Raw genomic sequence first — 16,880 nt, 5'->3', positions numbered from 1 at the left:
CCAGCAGCAGTACGACCAGTCCTCCTATGACAAGGGCTCCTACGACCAGCAGCAGTACGAGCAGTCGCCGTACGAGCAGCAGCCCTACGAGCAGCCCGCGCCGCGCCAGGCTCCCGGCCGGCCGGCCCCGCCGCCTGCCCCGTCCGGCGGCTCCACCTCGGGTCCGCTGGAGCCGACCGCCCGGCTGAACCCCAAGTACCTCTTCGACACGTTCGTCATCGGCGCGTCCAACCGCTTCGCGCACGCCGCCGCGGTGGCCGTCGCCGAGGCGCCGGCCAAGGCCTACAACCCCCTCTTCATCTATGGGGAGTCGGGTCTGGGCAAGACGCACCTGCTGCACGCCATCGGGCACTACGCGCGGAGCCTGTACCCCGGCACCCGCGTGCGGTACGTGAGCTCCGAGGAGTTCACCAACGAGTTCATCAACTCGATCCGCGACGGCAAGGGCGACGCGTTCCGCAAGCGGTACCGCGAGATGGACATCCTGCTCGTCGACGACATCCAGTTCCTCGCGAGCAAGGAGTCGACGCAGGAGGAGTTCTTCCACACCTTCAACACGCTCCACAACGCCAACAAGCAGATCGTCCTCTCCTCCGACCGGCCGCCCAAGCAGCTCGTCACCCTCGAGGACCGGCTCCGCAACCGCTTCGAGTGGGGCCTGATCACGGACGTCCAGCCGCCCGAGCTGGAAACACGCATCGCGATCCTGCGCAAGAAGGCGGTGCAGGAGCAGCTCAACGCCCCGCCGGAGGTGCTGGAGTTCATCGCCTCCCGCATCTCGCGCAACATCCGCGAGCTGGAGGGGGCGCTGATCCGGGTCACGGCCTTCGCGAGCCTCAACCGGCAGCCGGTCGACCTGGGCCTCACCGAGGACGTCCTCAAGAACCTGATCCCGGGCGGCGAGGACAGCGCGCCGGAGATCACCGCCAGCGACATCATGGCGGCCACCGCGGACTACTTCGGCCTGACCGTGGACGACCTGTGCGGCTCCTCCCGCAGCCGGGTCCTGGTGACCGCCCGGCAGATCGCCATGTACCTGTGCCGGGAGCTCACCGACCTGTCGCTGCCCAAGATCGGGGCCCAGTTCGGCGGCCGCGACCACACCACGGTCATGCACGCGGACCGCAAGATCCGCGCTCTGATGGCCGAGCGGCGCTCCATCTACAACCAGGTCACGGAGCTCACCAACCGCATCAAGAACGGCTGAGCGCGGGCGCCGGCCGACTTCGCCGGCGCCGCGTCAGACCCTTTCAAACACCTTGCACAGGGCGCTCCCGGTCCACAACGGGGGCGCCCTTCTTCGTGCGTGCGCCCCTGACCTGTTCGAATACGCCCCCTGGCGAGCAACTTATCCACAGATTCGGAGACTTTCTTCCGTCCACACCCTGGGGACTGCCCGCATCGCCCACAATCTGTCCACAGGAGCGCCTGTTGATGACCCATCAGGGCTGGTCAAGGCCCTGTGGATTTGTGCGCAAGCGTCATCCACAGCCTGTGGACAAAGATCTCGTCCACAGACCTGTCCACGCCGTTGTCCACCGCCACCCCACAGGTTCCCTCATCCTGTGCACAGGTTCTGCGGGGTTCTCCACACCCTTGTCCACTGTTCGGCAACCCGCCACCCCCTCTCACCGCCCGGAGTGAAAGGCGTCACACGGATGTAGACGTTTGGGCTGTGGAGTACCGGGGGAAAGCTGGGGACACACCTGTGGAGTAATGGGGGTCACCTGGGGACAGCCTGTGCAGAACTTTTTGTTCTCCACAGGGACACCGGGTTGTCCACCGGTGCCACCCACAGGGCCGGTGGATAAAAAACGCACTCTGAGCTGCGCGGACGGGGTTATCCACCGTTTCCACAGGCCCTACTACTACCCCCATAGAGAGTTAGCCCGGTTTCGGTTTTCAAGCGGGTCCTGTGCACAACTCGCCGCTCGGCCGTCCCGCCGCCTCGCTCCCGACTTGACCGCCGGCCGCACCGAGTGTCGGCGCCGTACGTCAGACTGGTCCCCGGCATCGGTCGAGGCATCGACGAGCCGACGACGAAGGCCGGCAGACGAGCGAGCAACAGCAGGAGGCGGTTCCGGTGAAGATCCGGGTGGAGCGCGACGTACTCGCGGAGGCGGTGGCCTGGGCGGCCCGCAGCCTCCCGGCCCGGCCGCCGGTGCCCGTCCTCGCGGGCCTGCTGCTCAAGGCCGAGGAAGGCACCCTGAGCCTCTCCGGCTTCGACTACGAGGTCTCGGCCCGCGTCTCGGTCGAGGCGGACGTCGAGGAGGACGGCACCGTCCTGGTCTCCGGCCGGCTGCTCGCCGACATCTGCCGCGCCCTCCCCAACCGGCCGGTGGAGATTTCCACAGACGGTGTACGGGCGACCGTGGTCTGCGGCTCCTCGCGGTTCACACTCCACACCCTCCCTGTGGAGGAGTACCCGGCGCTGCCGCAGATGCCCACCGCCACCGGCACCGTGGCCGGCGAGGTCTTCGCCGCCGCCGCCAAGCAGGTCGCCACCGCCGCCGGCCGTGACGACACGCTGCCCGTGCTGACCGGTGTCCGCATCGAGATCGAGGGCGACCGCGTCACGCTGGCCTCCACCGACCGCTACCGCTTCGCGGTCCGCGAGTTCCTGTGGAAGCCGGAGAACCCGGACGCGTCGGCCGTGGCCCTGGTGCCCGCCAAGACGCTCCAGGAGATCGCCAACTCGCTGACCAGCGGTGACACCGTCACCCTGGCGCTGTCCGGCTCCGGTGCGGGCGAGGGCCTGATCGGTTTCGAGGGCGCCGGCCGCCGCACCACCACCCGGCTCCTCGAGGGCGACCTGCCCAAGTACCGCACGCTGTTCCCGACGGAGTTCAACTCGATCGCCGTGATCGAGACCGCGCCGTTCGTCGAGGCCGTCAAGCGCGTGGCCCTGGTGGCCGAGCGCAACACCCCGGTCCGCCTGAGCTTCGAGCAGGGTGTGCTCATCCTGGAGGCCGGCTCCTCCGACGACGCACAGGCTGTGGAAAGGGTCGACGCCCAGCTCGACGGCGACGACATCTCCATCGCCTTCAACCCGACCTTCCTGCTGGACGGCCTCAGCGCGATCGCCTCCCCGGTGGCCCAGCTCAGCTTCACCACGTCGACCAAGCCCGCGCTGCTCAGCGGCCGCCCGGCGGTCGACGCGGAGGCCGACGAGGCCTACAAGTACCTGATCATGCCGGTGCGCCTGTCCGGCTGACGTCCCGCCTGTCGACGCCGGGCCCGGTCTCGCACACTGCTGCGGGACCGGGCCCGGCGTCGTCCACAGGCTGGGGAGGGAGCCGGGAAACCGGCAAGCCGGTCCGCTCGCCATGGAGCGCCCGCGGGGCCCGCCGCCACGGCCCGGCGTAGGCTCGGATCCGGTGGGCGACCCCCCGCCCGTCCGCGAGGACACGGCCGGGTCCGCCCCGGCAAAGACGGCCACAACGCTTAAGGAACCACCTGATGGAGCTTGGTCTCGTCGGTCTCGGCAAGATGGGCGGCAACATGCGCGAGCGCATCCGCCGCGCAGGCCACACCGTCATCGGATACGACCGCAACCCGGACCTCGCGGACGTCCACAGCCTCCGGGAACTTGTGGACAGCCTGCAGGCCCCCCGCGTCGTGTGGGTCATGGTCCCCGCCGGCGCGGCGACGCAGTCGACCATCGACGAGCTCGGCGAGCTGCTCTCGATCGGCGACATCGTCGTCGACGGCGGCAACTCCCGCTGGACGGACGACGAGAAGCACGCCGAGGAGCTCGCGGCCAAGGGCATCGGCTTCGTCGACTGCGGTGTCTCCGGCGGCGTGTGGGGCCTGGAGAACGGCTACGCGCTGATGTACGGCGGTGCCAAGGACCACGTCGCACGCGTCCAGCCGGTCTTCGACGCACTCAAGCCCGAGGGCGAGTTCGGCGCCGTGCACGCCGGCAAGGTCGGCGCGGGCCACTTCGCGAAGATGGTCCACAACGGCATCGAGTACGCCATGATGCAGGCCTACGCCGAGGGCTGGGAGCTGCTGGAGAAGGTGGACTCGGTCACCGACGTCCGCGAGGTCTTCCGCTCCTGGCAGGAAGGCACCGTCATCCGTTCCTGGCTGCTGGACCTGGCCGTGAACGCCCTCGACGAGGACGAGCACCTGGAGCGGCTGAAGGGCTTTGCACAGGACTCCGGCGAGGGGCGCTGGACGGTGGAGGCGGCGATCGACAACGCCGTTCCGCTGCCCGCGATCACCGCGTCGCTGTTCGCGCGGTTCGCCTCGCGCCAGGAGGACTCCCCGCAGATGAAGATGATCGCCGCACTGCGCAACCAGTTCGGCGGCCACGCGGTCGAGAAGGCCTGAGCGGCCACAGCGCGCAGGTCAGCAGCACAAGCACCACGAAAGAGCAGTTGGTAAGCCGGGGGAGGTCGGCGCCGTATGCATGTCTCGCATCTCTCACTGGCCGACTTCCGCTCGTACGCCCGGGCCGAGGTTTCCCTCGACCCGGGCGTCACCGCTTTCGTGGGTCCCAACGGCCAGGGCAAGACCAACCTCGTCGAGGCGGTCGGCTACCTGGCGACCCTGGGCAGCCACCGGGTCTCCTCGGACGCCCCGCTCGTACGGATGGGCGCGGACCGGGCGGTCATCCGCGCGGCCGTCACCCAGGGCGAGCGCCGGCAGCTGGTCGAGCTGGAGCTGAACCCCGGCCGCGCCAACCGCGCCCGCATCAACCGGTCCTCGCAGGTCAGGCCCCGGGACGTGCTGGGGATCGTACGGACGGTGCTGTTCGCGCCGGAGGACCTGGCCCTGGTCAAGGGCGACCCGGGCGAGCGGCGCCGCTTCCTGGACGAGCTGGTCACCGCCCGCTCGCCGCGGATGGCCGGGGTCCGCTCCGACTACGAGCGCGTCCTCAAGCAGCGCAACACCCTGCTGAAGTCCGCGGCGATGGCCCGTCGGCACGGCGGCCGCCAAGGGGCGGACCTGTCCACGCTCGACGTGTGGGACCAGCACCTCGCGCGCGCGGGCGCCGAGCTGCTGGCGCAGCGCCTGGACCTGATCGCGACGCTGCTGCCGCTGGCGGACAAGGCGTACGAGCAGCTCGCGCCCGGCGGTGGCCCGCTGGGGCTGGCGTACAGGTGCTCGGCGGGCGAGCCGGTGGACAGCGGGGCGGCACGCACCCGCGAGGCCCTGTACGAGGCGCTGCTGGCGGCGCTCGGCGAGGTGCGCAAGCAGGAGATCGAGCGCGGGGTGACCCTGGTCGGCCCGCACCGCGACGACGTGCTGCTGCGGCTGGGGGAGCTCCCCGCCAAGGGCTACGCCAGCCACGGTGAGTCCTGGTCGTACGCGCTGGCGCTGCGGCTGGCCTCCTACGAGCTGCTGCGCTCGGAAGGCAGCGAGCCGGTGCTGATCCTGGACGACGTCTTCGCGGAACTCGACGCGCGGCGCCGGGAGCGGCTGGCGGAGCTGGTGGCGCCGGGCGAGCAGGTCCTGGTGACGGCGGCCGTGGACGACGACGTGCCCGGCGTGCTGGTGGGAGCGCGGTTCGGGGTGTCCGGCGGTGAGGTGACCCGGTTGTGAACGAGCAGGGCAAGGACCCGCAGCAGGGTCGCAGGGCCCCGGAGGCCTCCGGGGTGGACCTGGCCCGCCAGGCGCTGGCTGCCGCGCGCGAGCAGGCGCGGGCCCGGGGCAACGCGGCGGGCGGCAGGAAGCGCCAGCAGCAGCCGGGGCTGCGGTCGGGCGCCCGCGCGGACGGCCGGGACCCGATGCCGCTCATGGCGGCGCTGGACCGGCTGCGCACCGAGCGCGGCTGGGAGATGCCGATGGCGGTGGCGGGCGTGATGGAGCGCTGGCCGGAGATCGTTGGCCCCGAGATCGCGGCCCACTGTGAACCGCAGCGGTACGAGAACCGTGAGCTGGTCGTGAGATGCGACTCCTCCGCGTGGGCGGCGCAGCTGAAGCTGCTGGCCCCACAGCTGGTGGCGCGGCTGAACGCGGATCTCGGGCAGGGCACGGTCCGCCTGATCAAGGTGCAGGGACCGGGCGGACGCCCGAAGGGGTACGGGCCGTGGCGGGCTCCGGGGAGCACCGGACCCGGCGATACCTACGGGTGAGTAGCACCCGCGGACCGCTGTCGCGCACGCGTCGGCGGGTGGCGTCCCTCACGGTAGCCGGAGGTTGACAGCCCGAAGCGCTGGGTGCCCGTGTGAGCCTCTTTGAGCCCCTCCCCGGATGTGGGGAGTCGGAGAGAGGAGGTTCAGGGCGGCACATGCGGACTCAGGTACCGGCAAACCCCCATTCATGTCCGTGGTACCGGTAGACTGGAGCAAATCCCGCCCGATCGCGGGATCACGCAGACAACGCAGATCGACGCGGCCGCTCCCGCCGGCGTACATGCTGGTCCGGAGTACGGGCTGCGCTGTGCCAGAAAGGGCGCTTCGTGGCCGATTCCGGCGACTCCAACGAGAAGAATTACGACGCCAGTGCGATCCAGGTCCTCGAGGGCCTGGACGCGGTCCGCAAGCGGCCGGGTATGTACATCGGCTCGACGGGTGAGCGTGGTCTGCACCACCTCGTCTACGAGGTCGTCGACAACTCGGTCGACGAGGCGCTGGCCGGACACGCGGACACCATCGACGTGACGATCCTCGCCGACGGTGGGGTGCGCGTAATCGACAACGGTCGCGGTATCCCGGTCGGCATCGTCCCGTCCGAGGGCAAGCCGGCCGTCGAGGTCGTCCTGACCGTCCTGCACGCGGGTGGCAAGTTCGGCGGCGGCGGCTACGCGGTCTCCGGCGGTCTGCACGGCGTCGGCGTGTCCGTCGTGAACGCCCTGTCGACCAAGGTCGCGGTCGAGGTCAAGACGGACGGCCACCGCTGGACCCAGGACTACAAGCTGGGCGTGCCGACGGCCCCGCTGGCCAAGAACGAGGAGACCGACCAGACCGGCACCTCGGTCACCTTCTGGGCCGACGGCGACATCTTCGAGACGACCGAGTACTCCTTCGAGACGCTGTCGCGGCGCTTCCAGGAGATGGCCTTCCTCAACAAGGGCCTGACCCTCTCGCTGACCGACGAGCGCGAGTCCGCGAAGGCGACCGTGGGCGCGGACGACCCGGACGCGGACACGGCGGAGCCCACGGCACGCACGGTGAAGTACTACTACGAGGGCGGCATCGTCGACTTCGTGAAGTACCTCAACTCGCGCAAGGGCGAGCTGATCCACCCGACCGTCATCGACGTCGAGGCCGAGGACAAGGAGCGCATGCTCTCGGTCGAGATCGCGATGCAGTGGAACTCGCAGTACACCGAGGGCGTCTACTCCTTCGCGAACACGATCCACACGCACGAGGGCGGCACCCACGAGGAGGGCTTCCGCGCGGCGCTGACCGGTCTGGTCAACCGCTACGCGCGGGACAAGAAGCTGCTCCGCGAGAAGGACGACAACCTCGCCGGCGAGGACATCCGCGAGGGTCTGACGGCGATCATCTCGGTCAAGCTGGGCGAGCCGCAGTTCGAGGGCCAGACGAAGACCAAGCTGGGCAACACGGAGGCCAAGACCTTCGTGCAGAAGGTCGTCCACGAGCACCTGAACGACTGGTTCGACCGCAACCCGGTGGAGGCCGCGGACATCGTCCGCAAGGCCATCCAGGCGGCCACGGCGCGCGTCGCGGCCCGCAAGGCCCGCGACCTCACGCGCCGCAAGGGCCTGCTGGAGAGCGCCTCGCTGCCGGGCAAGCTGTCCGACTGCCAGTCGAACGACCCGACCAAGTGCGAGATCTTCATCGTCGAGGGTGACTCCGCCGGCGGCTCGGCCAAGTCCGGCCGCAACCCGATGTACCAGGCCATCCTGCCCATCCGCGGCAAGATCCTGAACGTCGAGAAGGCGCGCATCGACAAGATCCTCCAGAACACCGAGGTCCAGGCGCTGATCAGCGCCTTCGGTACCGGTGTCCACGAGGACTTCGACATCGAGAAGCTCCGCTATCACAAGATCATCCTGATGGCGGACGCCGACGTCGACGGCCAGCACATCAACACCCTGCTGCTGACCTTCCTCTTCCGCTTCATGCGGCCGCTGGTCGAGGCCGGCCACGTGTACCTGTCGCGTCCGCCGCTCTACAAGATCAAGTGGGGTCGCGACGACTTCGAGTACGCGTACTCCGACCGCGAGCGCGACGCCCTCGTGGAACTCGGCAAGCAGAACGGCAAGCGGATCAAGGAAGACTCGATCCAGCGCTTCAAGGGTCTGGGCGAGATGAACGCCGAGGAGCTGCGCGTCACCACCATGGACGTGGACCACCGCGTGCTCGGCCAGGTCACCCTGGACGACGCGGCGCAGGCCGACGACCTGTTCTCGGTGCTCATGGGTGAGGACGTCGAGGCCCGGCGCTCCTTCATCCAGCGCAACGCCAAGGACGTCCGCTTCCTCGACATCTGAGTCGGCCCGACGCTGACCGCCGCCTGAAAGGATTTCTGACCAGCAATGGCCGACGAAACCACCCCCACCGCAGAGAATCCCGCGGACGAGGAGCCGCAGCTGCGCATCGAGCCCGTCGGGCTCGAGACGGAGATGCAGCGCTCCTACCTCGACTACGCGATGTCCGTCATCGTCTCGCGCGCGCTGCCCGACGTGCGGGACGGCCTCAAGCCCGTCCACCGTCGTGTGCTCTACGCGATGTACGACGGCGGCTACCGGCCCGAGAAGGGTTTCTACAAGTGCGCCCGCGTCGTCGGCGACGTCATGGGCACCTACCACCCGCACGGTGACAGCTCGATCTACGACGCCCTGGTCCGCCTGGCCCAGCCGTGGTCGATGCGCATGCCGCTGGTGGACTCCAACGGCAACTTCGGCTCCCCGGGCAACGACCCGGCGGCCGCCATGCGCTACACCGAGTGCAAGCTGATGCCGCTGGCCATGGAGATGCTCCGGGACATCGACGAGGAGACCGTCGACTTCCAGGACAACTACGACGGCCGCAACCAGGAGCCGACGGTCCTCCCGGCGCGCTTCCCGAACCTGCTGGTCAACGGCAGCGCCGGCATCGCGGTCGGCATGGCGACGAACATCCCGCCGCACAACCTGCGCGAGGTCGCGGCCGGTGCGCAGTGGGCGCTGGAGCACCCGAACGCCTCGCACGAGGAGCTCCTGGACGCGCTCATCGAGCGGATCAAGGGCCCGGACTTCCCGTCGGGCGCCCTGGTCGTGGGCCGCAAGGGCATCGAGGAGGCGTACCGGACCGGTCGCGGCTCCATCACGATGCGCGCGGTGGTCGAGGTCGAGGAGATCCAGAACCGCCAGTGCCTGGTGGTCACGGAGCTCCCGTACCAGACCAACCCCGACAACCTCGCGCAGAAGATCGCCGACCTGGTCAAGGACGGCAAGATCGGCGGCATCGCCGACGTCCGCGACGAGACCTCCTCGCGGACCGGTCAGCGCCTGGTGATCGTGCTCAAGCGCGACGCCGTGGCCAAGGTCGTGCTGAACAACCTCTACAAGCACACCGACCTGCAGACGAACTTCGGCGCGAACATGCTGGCGCTGGTGGACGGGGTGCCGCGCACGCTGTCGATCGACGCCTTCATCCGCCACTGGGTGACGCACCAGATCGAGGTCATCGTCCGGCGCACGCGCTTCCGCCTGCGCAAGGCGGAGGAGCGCGCCCACATCCTGCGCGGTCTGCTCAAGGCACTGGACGCGATCGACGAGGTCATCGCGCTGATCCGGCGCAGCAATACGGTCGAGATCGCGCGCGAGGGCCTGATGGGCCTGCTGGAGATCGACGAGATCCAGGCGAACGCGATCCTGGAGATGCAGCTGCGCCGCCTCGCCGCCCTGGAGCGGCAGAAGATCGTCGCCGAGCACGACGAGCTCCAGGCCCGGATCAACGAGTACAACGCGATCCTGGCCTCCGAGGACCGCCAGCGCTCCATCGTGAGCGAGGAACTGGCCGCGCTCGTGGAGAAGTTCGGCGACGACCGGCGTTCCAAGCTGGTGCCCTTCGACGGTGACATGTCCATCGAGGACCTGATCGCCGAAGAGGACATCGTCGTCACCATCACGCACGGCGGTTACGTCAAGCGCACCAAGACCGAGGACTACCGCTCGCAGAAGCGCGGCGGCAAGGGCGTGCGCGGCACGAAGCTGAAGCAGGACGACCTGGTCGACCACTTCTTCGTCTCCACCACGCACCACTGGCTGCTGTTCTTCACGAACAAGGGCCGGGTCTACCGGTCCAAGGCCTACGAGCTGCCGGACGCCGGCCGGGACGCGCGCGGGCAGCACGTGGCGAACCTGCTGGCCTTCCAGCCGGACGAGAAGATCGCGCAGATCCTCGCCATCCGCGACTACGAGGCGGCGCCCTACCTGATCCTGGCCACCAAGGGCGGCCTGGTGAAGAAGACGGCGCTCAAGGACTACGACTCGCCCCGCTCCGGCGGTGTCATCGCCATCAACCTCCGGGAGACCGAGGACGGCAGCGACGACGAGCTGATCGGCGCCGAGCTGGTGTCCGCCGAGGACGACCTGCTGCTGATCAGCAGGAAGGCGCAGTCGATCCGCTTCACGGCGACCGACGACGCGCTGCGCCCGATGGGCCGCGCGACCTCGGGCGTGAAGGGCATGAGTTTCCGCGAAGGAGACGAACTGCTCTCCATGAGCGTGGTCCGGCCCGGTACGTTCGTCTTCACCGCGACCGACGGCGGCTACGCCAAGCGGACGGCCGTCGACGAGTACCGCGTCCAGGGCCGTGGCGGTCTGGGCATCAAGGCAGCGAAGATCGTGGAGGACCGCGGGTCGCTCGTCGGGGCGCTCGTGGTGGACGAAACGGACGAGATTCTCGCCATCACGCTCAGCGGTGGTGTGATTCGTACGCGCGTCAATGAAGTCAGGGAGACCGGCCGTGACACCATGGGCGTCCAGCTGATCAACCTGGGCAAGCGTGATGCCGTGGTCGGCATCGCCCGCAACGCCGAGGCCGGTCAGGAAGCTGACGAGGTCGAGGTCGACGAGAACGAGACCGAGGCGGCCGACGCACCGGCCGTCGAGGCAGCCGAGGGCACGCAGCCTTCGGCCGGGGAGCACGAGGAGTAAGTCGTGAGTGGAGCCACGGGCGCCGGACCGGCCAAGACTGGAGCGAACGGTGCCCGTGGCCCTGCCGCGGACTCCCAGGGGGGAACCGTGACGGACACCCGAGGACCGCAGGCGCCGGACGAGGCCAAGGCCGCTGCCGACGCGGACCAGGACAAGCCCGCGCAGCCGTACCAGCCGCCGCAGGCGTACTCGGCGCCCGCGGGCCCCGGTGCGCCGCGCGCCGGCGGTACGGCCGCCACCCAGCGCAAGCCGCGCACGCAGGTCCGTACGGCCCCCAGGACGCGCAAGGCGCGGCTGCGGGTGGCCAAGGCGGACCCGTGGTCGGTGATGAAGGTCAGCTTCCTGCTGTCGATCGCGCTGGGTGTCTGCACGATCGTGGCGGCGGCGGTGCTGTGGATGGTCATGGACGCGATGGGCGTCTTCTCGACCGTCGGCGGCACGATCAGCGAGGCGACCGGCTCGAACGAGAGCAACGGCTTCGACCTCCAGTCCTTCCTCTCGCTGCCGCGCGTACTGATCTTCACGTCGGTGATCGCGGTGATCGACGTCGTGCTGGCGACGGCGCTGGCGACGCTGGGCGCGTTCATCTACAACCTGTCGGCGGGATTCGTCGGCGGCGTCGAGCTCACCCTCGCCGAGGACGAGTAGGCCTTCCGCCGGAAGCGTCGGTGACGGGTCGGATGACCTGCGCAGACGCCTCCCGGGAACCGATTTTGGCCTGACCGGGTCTGTGCGCTAATCTTCAGGAGTCAGCGCGCAGCGCGGAGGGGCTATAGCTCAGTTGGTTAGAGCGCATCCCTGATAAGGATGAGGCCACAGGTTCAAATCCTGTTAGCCCCACAGTGTCGAAGACCCCCAGGCCGAAGGCCTGGGGGTCTTCTTCGTCGGGCCGGTTGGCGGACCCCATGCCGGTCCGATGGCACCGATCGGATATCGGTCGGTGTGTATTGTTGGGCGCCAGAAGTCCCCTACGTCAACGAAAGACGAGGTCGCGCGGTGAAGAAGCTGCTCCTGGTCGCACTGGCCGCCATCGGCGGGCTCCTCGTGTACCGCCAGATCCAGGCGGACCGCGCCGAGCAGGACCTGTGGACGGAGGCAACCGACTCCGTGCCCTCTGGTTCCGGTGTGTGAGACCGAAGGCTGAGTTCATGAAGCCCCGGCTGCCGCTGCGGCCGGGGCTTTGTGCTGTTCTGTGACGAAAACTTACGTTTTGCAAAGTTTCGGCTTGCGGTAGCAACCTCGGGGTGGGCGTGATGGGTCGGGTACGGACGACGGTGTGGGCGGCGGCCCTCGGCATGGTGGCGGCCGGCGTGCCCGTCGCCGCGCACGCCGAGGCGGGCGCGCCCCAGCCGCTGCCCGCCTACCGCCCCGCCGACGGCGCCAGGAAGGTCGAGGGCAAGCCCTCCACGGCGGACGCCCCGCTCATCGAGGCCGGCAACACCTACGAGGACACCATCGGGCCCGGCGACCGCCTCTACCGGCTCGTCCTGGAGCAGGACGGCTCCAACGCCTACGTCTCCGCCGTGCTCCGCCCCCCGGCGGGCGCCAAGGTCTCCGGCAGCGACGGCGTCGAGGTGGAGATCATGACCACCGCGGGGCGTTCCTGTCCGGCGAGCACGGGCCGGGCGACCTTCGGCTACGACGCGGTGCCCCTCGCCGCCGCCGGGGTCCGCCGCGGGGCCGAGGACGACGACTGCGCGCCGGCCGGCGTGTACTACGCGAAGGTCACCCGGACTGCGGCCAAGGGCTCCGACCAGAGCCCCTGGCCGCTCGAACTGAAGGTCCAGCGCGAACCGGGCCGGGGGCCGGGCGCCCCCACCACCGCGCCCAGCGGCTGGCCCACCGGAGCGCCGTCCCTGCCCGGCACCGAAGCGGTGGGGCGGGCCGGCGGCACCGGCTTCAACGACGCACGGGCCCTGGGCGCCGGCGTGTGGCGCGACGAGATGCGTCCCGGGCAGACCCGCTGGTACCGCGTCCCGCTGGACTGGGGGCAGCGGCTCGGCCTGGGCGCCGAGCTCTCCGCCGCGAAGAAGACCAAGGACTTCACCTCCGCCTCGGGCGGACTGGGCGTCACCCTCTACAACCCGTACCGGAGCCCGGTGTCGGGCAAGGACGTGTCCTACGACGGCGTGCAGGCCGGGGTCACCCTGGAGAAGACCCCTCCGGTCGACTACGGGAACCGTTTCTCCGGTGACCGCGAGACCCAGCCCGTGAGCGTCGCGGGCTGGTACTACGTCGCCGTGACGATGGGCGCGAAGGTCGCCGACTTCACCGAGGACGCGGTCCCGGTCCCGCTGACGCTGCGGTTGGAGGTCACCGGTACGCCGGCCGAGGGGCCGGCGTACAAGGAGGACCCGGCCGCGGGCGGCTTCGCGGTCGGGGCCGATGACCGGACGGCCGCGCGGGAGGGGCTCACGGCCCCGGAGGCCGCCGAGGCGGCCGGGACCCGCTCGCTGATGCGCGTCGTGGCGGGCGCCGGCTTCGGCGCCGGGACGCTGCTGCTGGCGGTGCTGGGCGGCTGGGTGGTGCTCGGCCGGAGGCGACGCGGCGTCACATCTGAGTGAGGGCCCAGACGCCGACCGCGAAGCACAGCAGCGCCGCGGCGAGCAGGGAAGCCACCGCCTTCGGCGGGGGCGGGGCGATGCCGGCGCGCCTCCCGACCGGCGCGGCCGCGGGTGCGGCCGGGACCGGCGCGGTGGGCGCCCCCGGCGTTCCGGCCGCGGCCGACGGCGGCAGGTGGAAGCTGCCCGTCTGCGAAGGGCCGTACGACGGTGCGTACGAGGGCCCGTACGAGGGCGCGTGGACCGCGGCGGCGGCCTGCCGGGGGACCGGCGGCGCGGTGGCGGAAGCACCGCGGGGGTCGGTGCGGGCGGGCTCCGCGGCCCGGGTGACGGCGGATCCGCCGGGCACGGGCGCGCCCGCCGTGGGCGGCTGCGGGGCGACCGCTGGGGCTGCGGCGGGATCGGACGGAGTCGTTCCGGTCGGGCCGTCGGGTCCGAATCCGGGCGGGAGCGGGCCGAGTTGGTCGAACACCTCCACCGGATCCTCGTCCGGGGCGGTCGGGGGCAGCAGCTCGACGGCCCCGGCAAGGGCCTTGCGCGCCCCTGTGGCGGTCCGGAAGCGGTTCTGGGGGTCGGGCTGCAGGAGGTTCGCGACGACGTCCCAGAGCGGGCCGGGGACGCCTTGCGGGGCGTCCGGGGTCCCGTGGGCGAGGAAGTGGTCCACCAGGGCCTGGGAGTCGGGTTTGCTCCCCTGGAGCAGGTACAGCGCGACCAGTCCCACGGCGAAGAGGTCGGCGGCGAAGTCGGGCTCCGCGCCCATGAGTTGCTCGGGTGCGAAATAACCCGGCGTGCCGACCACGTAGTTGGTCTCGGTCAGGCGGGGCTCGCCCTTGCGCATGGAGATGCCGAAGTCGGACAGCCGCAGGTGCGGCCGCCCGCTTCCGGTGGCCTCCAGAAGGATGTTGGCCGGTTTGATGTCGCGGTGCACGACGCCTTCTGCGTGCACGGCCGCCAGGCCCGACAGGAGCTGGTCGAGCAGGGTGCACACGAAGCGGGGCGGGAGCGGGCCGTAGTCCCCGATCACGTGGCCGAGGGAGCCGCCGCCGACCAGGTCCATGGTGAAGAGGACCTTGTCGTCGTCGGCCGCCCAGCTGGCGGGAGCCAGTACGTGCGGGTGGTCGATCCGCAGCGCCTGCTCCCGGACGAACCGCAGGAGCGTGTGGGCGTCGCTCTGCAGGAGGACCTTCGCGGCGACATACCGGCGCCGGCGGTGGTCCCAGGCCCGCCACACGGCACCCGCGCCACCGCGCCCGATCGGATCGATCAGCTCGTACCGGCCGGCGAAGACCTCACCCATCGCTGCGCCCGTCCCCCGTCACCCGTTGTCCGCCCTCGTGCGTGTCAGTTCTGGTGCGCCTCGTAGTGGGCGACCGCGTCCGCGGTGCGGCCCGCTCCGTACACCCGGAGGAACTCTGCCAGTTCCGGGTGGCTGGGAGCGAGGCTGTTCGCCGCGTCGATGATGTCGCCGGCCGCGGAGACCGAGCGCAGCAGCGACTGGATCTCGCGGACCACGCGCTTGACGGTGGGCGCGCCGGAACCGGTGGCGGTCTGGCCGCTGCTGCTGAGGACGGAGCCGCCCTGGGTCTTCTTGATCTCGTCCATCCGGTCGGCCGCCTCCGCCGCGCTGACACTGCCGTCGGCCACCTGTCCGGCGAGGTCCTGGAGGGCTTGGACGCGCTGCACGACGGCAGGGTTGCCGATCTTGGCGCGCTGGCCGCTCATCAGCTGGGACAGCATGGGCGCCGACAGCCCGAGTACGGCAGCGAGCCGGGCCTGGTTCAGGCCGAGGTCGTCTATGAGCCTGCGGAAGAGCGCTCCCAGCGGCTCTCCGTACCAGCTGCGCTGAAGCTCTCTGGCTCTGGCCGTGGCCTCTTGCTGCACTGCGTCCACTCTTACTACTCCCCTTCGCTGGTGCGAACCTCGCGAGCATCTTACGGAGAGTGGTCGCAGGGCGGGAGTCCCTATCATTTTGCGAGATGAGGGGGTAAACCCGGTACTCTGTTCTGCGGAACGACCGCATCCCTCACACGGGACCGGTGCGTCCAGTTCCATGGGGCCTTAGCTCAGTTGGTAGAGCGCTGCCTTTGCAAGGCAGATGTCAGGAGTTCGAATCTCCTAGGCTCCACATTCAAATGCCCTCCGACCTGCGGAAACGCTGCTCGGGGGGCGTTTTTCATGCCCGGCCGCGGGTGCCTGCCCGGCCGTGCGGCGGGCCATGGCCCGCGGGTATCGCCAGGTCTGCCCGGCTGTCCCTTCCCGAGATGCCCCCGACAGGCCGCGGGCGGGGTCCCGGGGTGCAGAGCCCCGCGACCGGCCGACCGCCTCCGCCCCCGAGGCCTCCGCCTCGGCCGCGGCTGGTCGTGCGGCCGACTACCGGCCCGGCCCGCACGGGAGTTGAGCGTCCGGGGCCGTGATCCCGCGGGTGCTCCGGCGGCGGCGTCCTCGACGCCGGTGCGGCGGGGAGCCGGGCGGCCGGGGCCGGGCGTCCCCCGGACGGCTTCGTCGCTGGGCCGCCCGCCGCAGGGTGGCGGACAGTGGAGGAAGGGCATCGACGCAGGGGGGAAGCTCACGCCGGAGGCGCACAGACATGGGACTCTTCGACTTCCTGAAGTCCGACAAGAAGAAAGCGCACGAGAACGCCGAGAAGGCGCAGGCGCAGGAGCAGGTGCAGCGGCAGGCGGACCAGGGGCCGGGCCCCGCCAGGAGCGCCGCGGCCGACGCCGCCTCGGCGACCAGGGCCGCCGCCGAGCGCATGGCGGCCGCCGCCCCGCCCGAGCGCGGGCCCGCCCCCGCCCCCGCGACCCCGACCCCCGGCTCCGCGGCGCACAAGGCGGTGCCCGCACCGCCCAGGCCCGCCGCGATGCCGAAGCCCGCGCCGCCGTCCACCCCGCGGGGGGCGGCGCACACTCCCACGCCCCACTCGGCCGCGCACAAGGCGGTGCCCGCGGCCCCGGTCGCCAAGCCGCAGCCCACCGCGAAGAAGCGCACCTACACCGTCAAGCAGGGGGACACCCTGGCCGTGATCGCCGGCCGCGAGCTCGGCAACGAAGCGCGCTGGCGCGAGCTCTACGCCATGAACAGGGGCGTCATCGGGGCCAACCCGGAGCTCGTGCCGCCGGGCACGGTGCTGACGCTCCCGTCCTGAACGCCACCCCGTCGCCCCCTGGACGGCAGGCGCAACGGCAGGCGCAAGGGCCCGGTCCCTCTCGGGACCGGGCCCTTGCGCGCCGCGCGCCGACCGCCGGGGGCGGTCCACC

At 70.6% G+C, this 16,880-nt stretch carries 12 protein-coding genes, 2 tRNA genes and 1 pseudogene; 13 read left to right on the top strand and 2 right to left on the bottom strand.

From position 1 onward, the window contains the following. Positions 1–94: 94 nt before the first annotated feature. From dnaA to AVW11_RS09320, 11 genes and pseudogenes are all read left to right on the top strand, one after another. Positions 95–1,207, top strand: a pseudogene (gene dnaA, locus AVW11_RS39225) (chromosomal replication initiator protein DnaA); the annotation flags it as partial. A gap of 876 nt (positions 1,208–2,083) precedes the next feature. Then, positions 2,084–3,214 carry a DNA polymerase III subunit beta gene (gene dnaN / locus AVW11_RS09365; RefSeq protein WP_030839288.1) on the top strand — a complete coding sequence of 377 codons (1,131 nt, stop codon included), beginning with the start codon at positions 2,084–2,086 and terminating at the stop codon, positions 3,212–3,214. Positions 3,215–3,459: 245 nt separating this feature from the next. Continuing rightward, positions 3,460–4,335 (top strand): phosphogluconate dehydrogenase (NAD(+)-dependent, decarboxylating), encoded by an 876-nt coding sequence (gnd, locus tag AVW11_RS09360; RefSeq protein WP_030839285.1) that lies wholly within the window; start codon positions 3,460–3,462, stop codon positions 4,333–4,335. Between the two features lie 75 nt (positions 4,336–4,410). Beyond that, positions 4,411–5,550: a DNA replication/repair protein RecF gene (gene recF / locus AVW11_RS09355; RefSeq protein WP_060177151.1), complete on the top strand. Its 1,140-nt coding sequence runs from the start codon at positions 4,411–4,413 to the stop codon at positions 5,548–5,550. After that, a complete protein-coding gene (locus tag AVW11_RS09350) occupies positions 5,547–6,083 on the top strand; it encodes a DciA family protein (protein ID WP_030839279.1) in 537 nt (178 codons plus the stop codon). Before recF ends, AVW11_RS09350 begins: the two co-directional genes overlap by 4 nt. Positions 6,084–6,388: 305 nt before the next feature. Beyond that, positions 6,389–8,410 (top strand): DNA topoisomerase (ATP-hydrolyzing) subunit B, encoded by a 2,022-nt coding sequence (gene gyrB, locus AVW11_RS09345; RefSeq protein WP_030839278.1) that lies wholly within the window; start codon positions 6,389–6,391, stop codon positions 8,408–8,410. Between the two features lie 45 nt (positions 8,411–8,455). Further along, complete coding sequence (gyrA, locus tag AVW11_RS09340; protein ID WP_060177149.1) at positions 8,456–11,062, top strand: DNA gyrase subunit A; 2,607 nt, start codon at positions 8,456–8,458, stop codon at positions 11,060–11,062. Positions 11,063–11,149: 87 nt separating this feature from the next. Then, a complete protein-coding gene (locus tag AVW11_RS09335) occupies positions 11,150–11,710 on the top strand; it encodes a DUF3566 domain-containing protein (protein WP_030839272.1) in 561 nt (186 codons plus the stop codon). A gap of 118 nt (positions 11,711–11,828) precedes the next feature. Then, positions 11,829–11,902: transfer RNA gene (locus AVW11_RS09330), tRNA-Ile, on the top strand. A gap of 156 nt (positions 11,903–12,058) precedes the next feature. Continuing rightward, complete coding sequence (locus AVW11_RS09325; RefSeq protein WP_208809277.1) at positions 12,059–12,193, top strand: DLW-39 family protein; 135 nt, start codon at positions 12,059–12,061, stop codon at positions 12,191–12,193. A gap of 122 nt (positions 12,194–12,315) precedes the next feature. After that, complete coding sequence (locus tag AVW11_RS09320) at positions 12,316–13,626, top strand: hypothetical protein (RefSeq protein WP_076043736.1); 1,311 nt, start codon at positions 12,316–12,318, stop codon at positions 13,624–13,626. On the opposite strand, the gene AVW11_RS09315 is transcribed toward AVW11_RS09320, so the two are convergent. Further along, entirely contained in the window at positions 13,613–14,920 is a 1,308-nt protein-coding gene (locus AVW11_RS09315) for a serine/threonine-protein kinase (protein ID WP_076043735.1), read from the bottom strand. The two genes, AVW11_RS09320 and AVW11_RS09315, sit on opposite strands and share 14 nt — an antisense overlap. Before the next feature lie 44 nt (positions 14,921–14,964). Further along, the gene (locus AVW11_RS09310; protein WP_030839263.1) at positions 14,965–15,513 is read right to left on the bottom strand and encodes a helix-turn-helix domain-containing protein; all 549 of its coding nucleotides are present in this window, start codon (positions 15,511–15,513) and stop codon (positions 14,965–14,967) included. Positions 15,514–15,675: 162 nt separating this feature from the next. Here AVW11_RS09310 and AVW11_RS09305 point away from each other — a divergent pair. Together AVW11_RS09305 and AVW11_RS38935 are read left to right on the top strand one after the other, a co-directional pair. Continuing rightward, positions 15,676–15,748 (top strand) — tRNA-Ala (locus AVW11_RS09305). Between the two features lie 462 nt (positions 15,749–16,210). Beyond that, positions 16,211–16,768, top strand: coding sequence for a LysM peptidoglycan-binding domain-containing protein (locus tag AVW11_RS38935; RefSeq protein ID WP_076043734.1), 558 nt, complete (start codon positions 16,211–16,213; stop codon positions 16,766–16,768). Positions 16,769–16,880: the final 112 nt, after the last annotated feature.

It is taken from the genome of Streptomyces amritsarensis, assembly GCF_001953875.1.
Classification (GTDB): domain Bacteria; phylum Actinomycetota; class Actinomycetes; order Streptomycetales; family Streptomycetaceae; genus Streptomyces; species Streptomyces amritsarensis.
The sequence above is the reverse complement of the archived record's forward strand: the minus strand, read 5'-3'. Positions and strand labels throughout refer to the sequence as shown.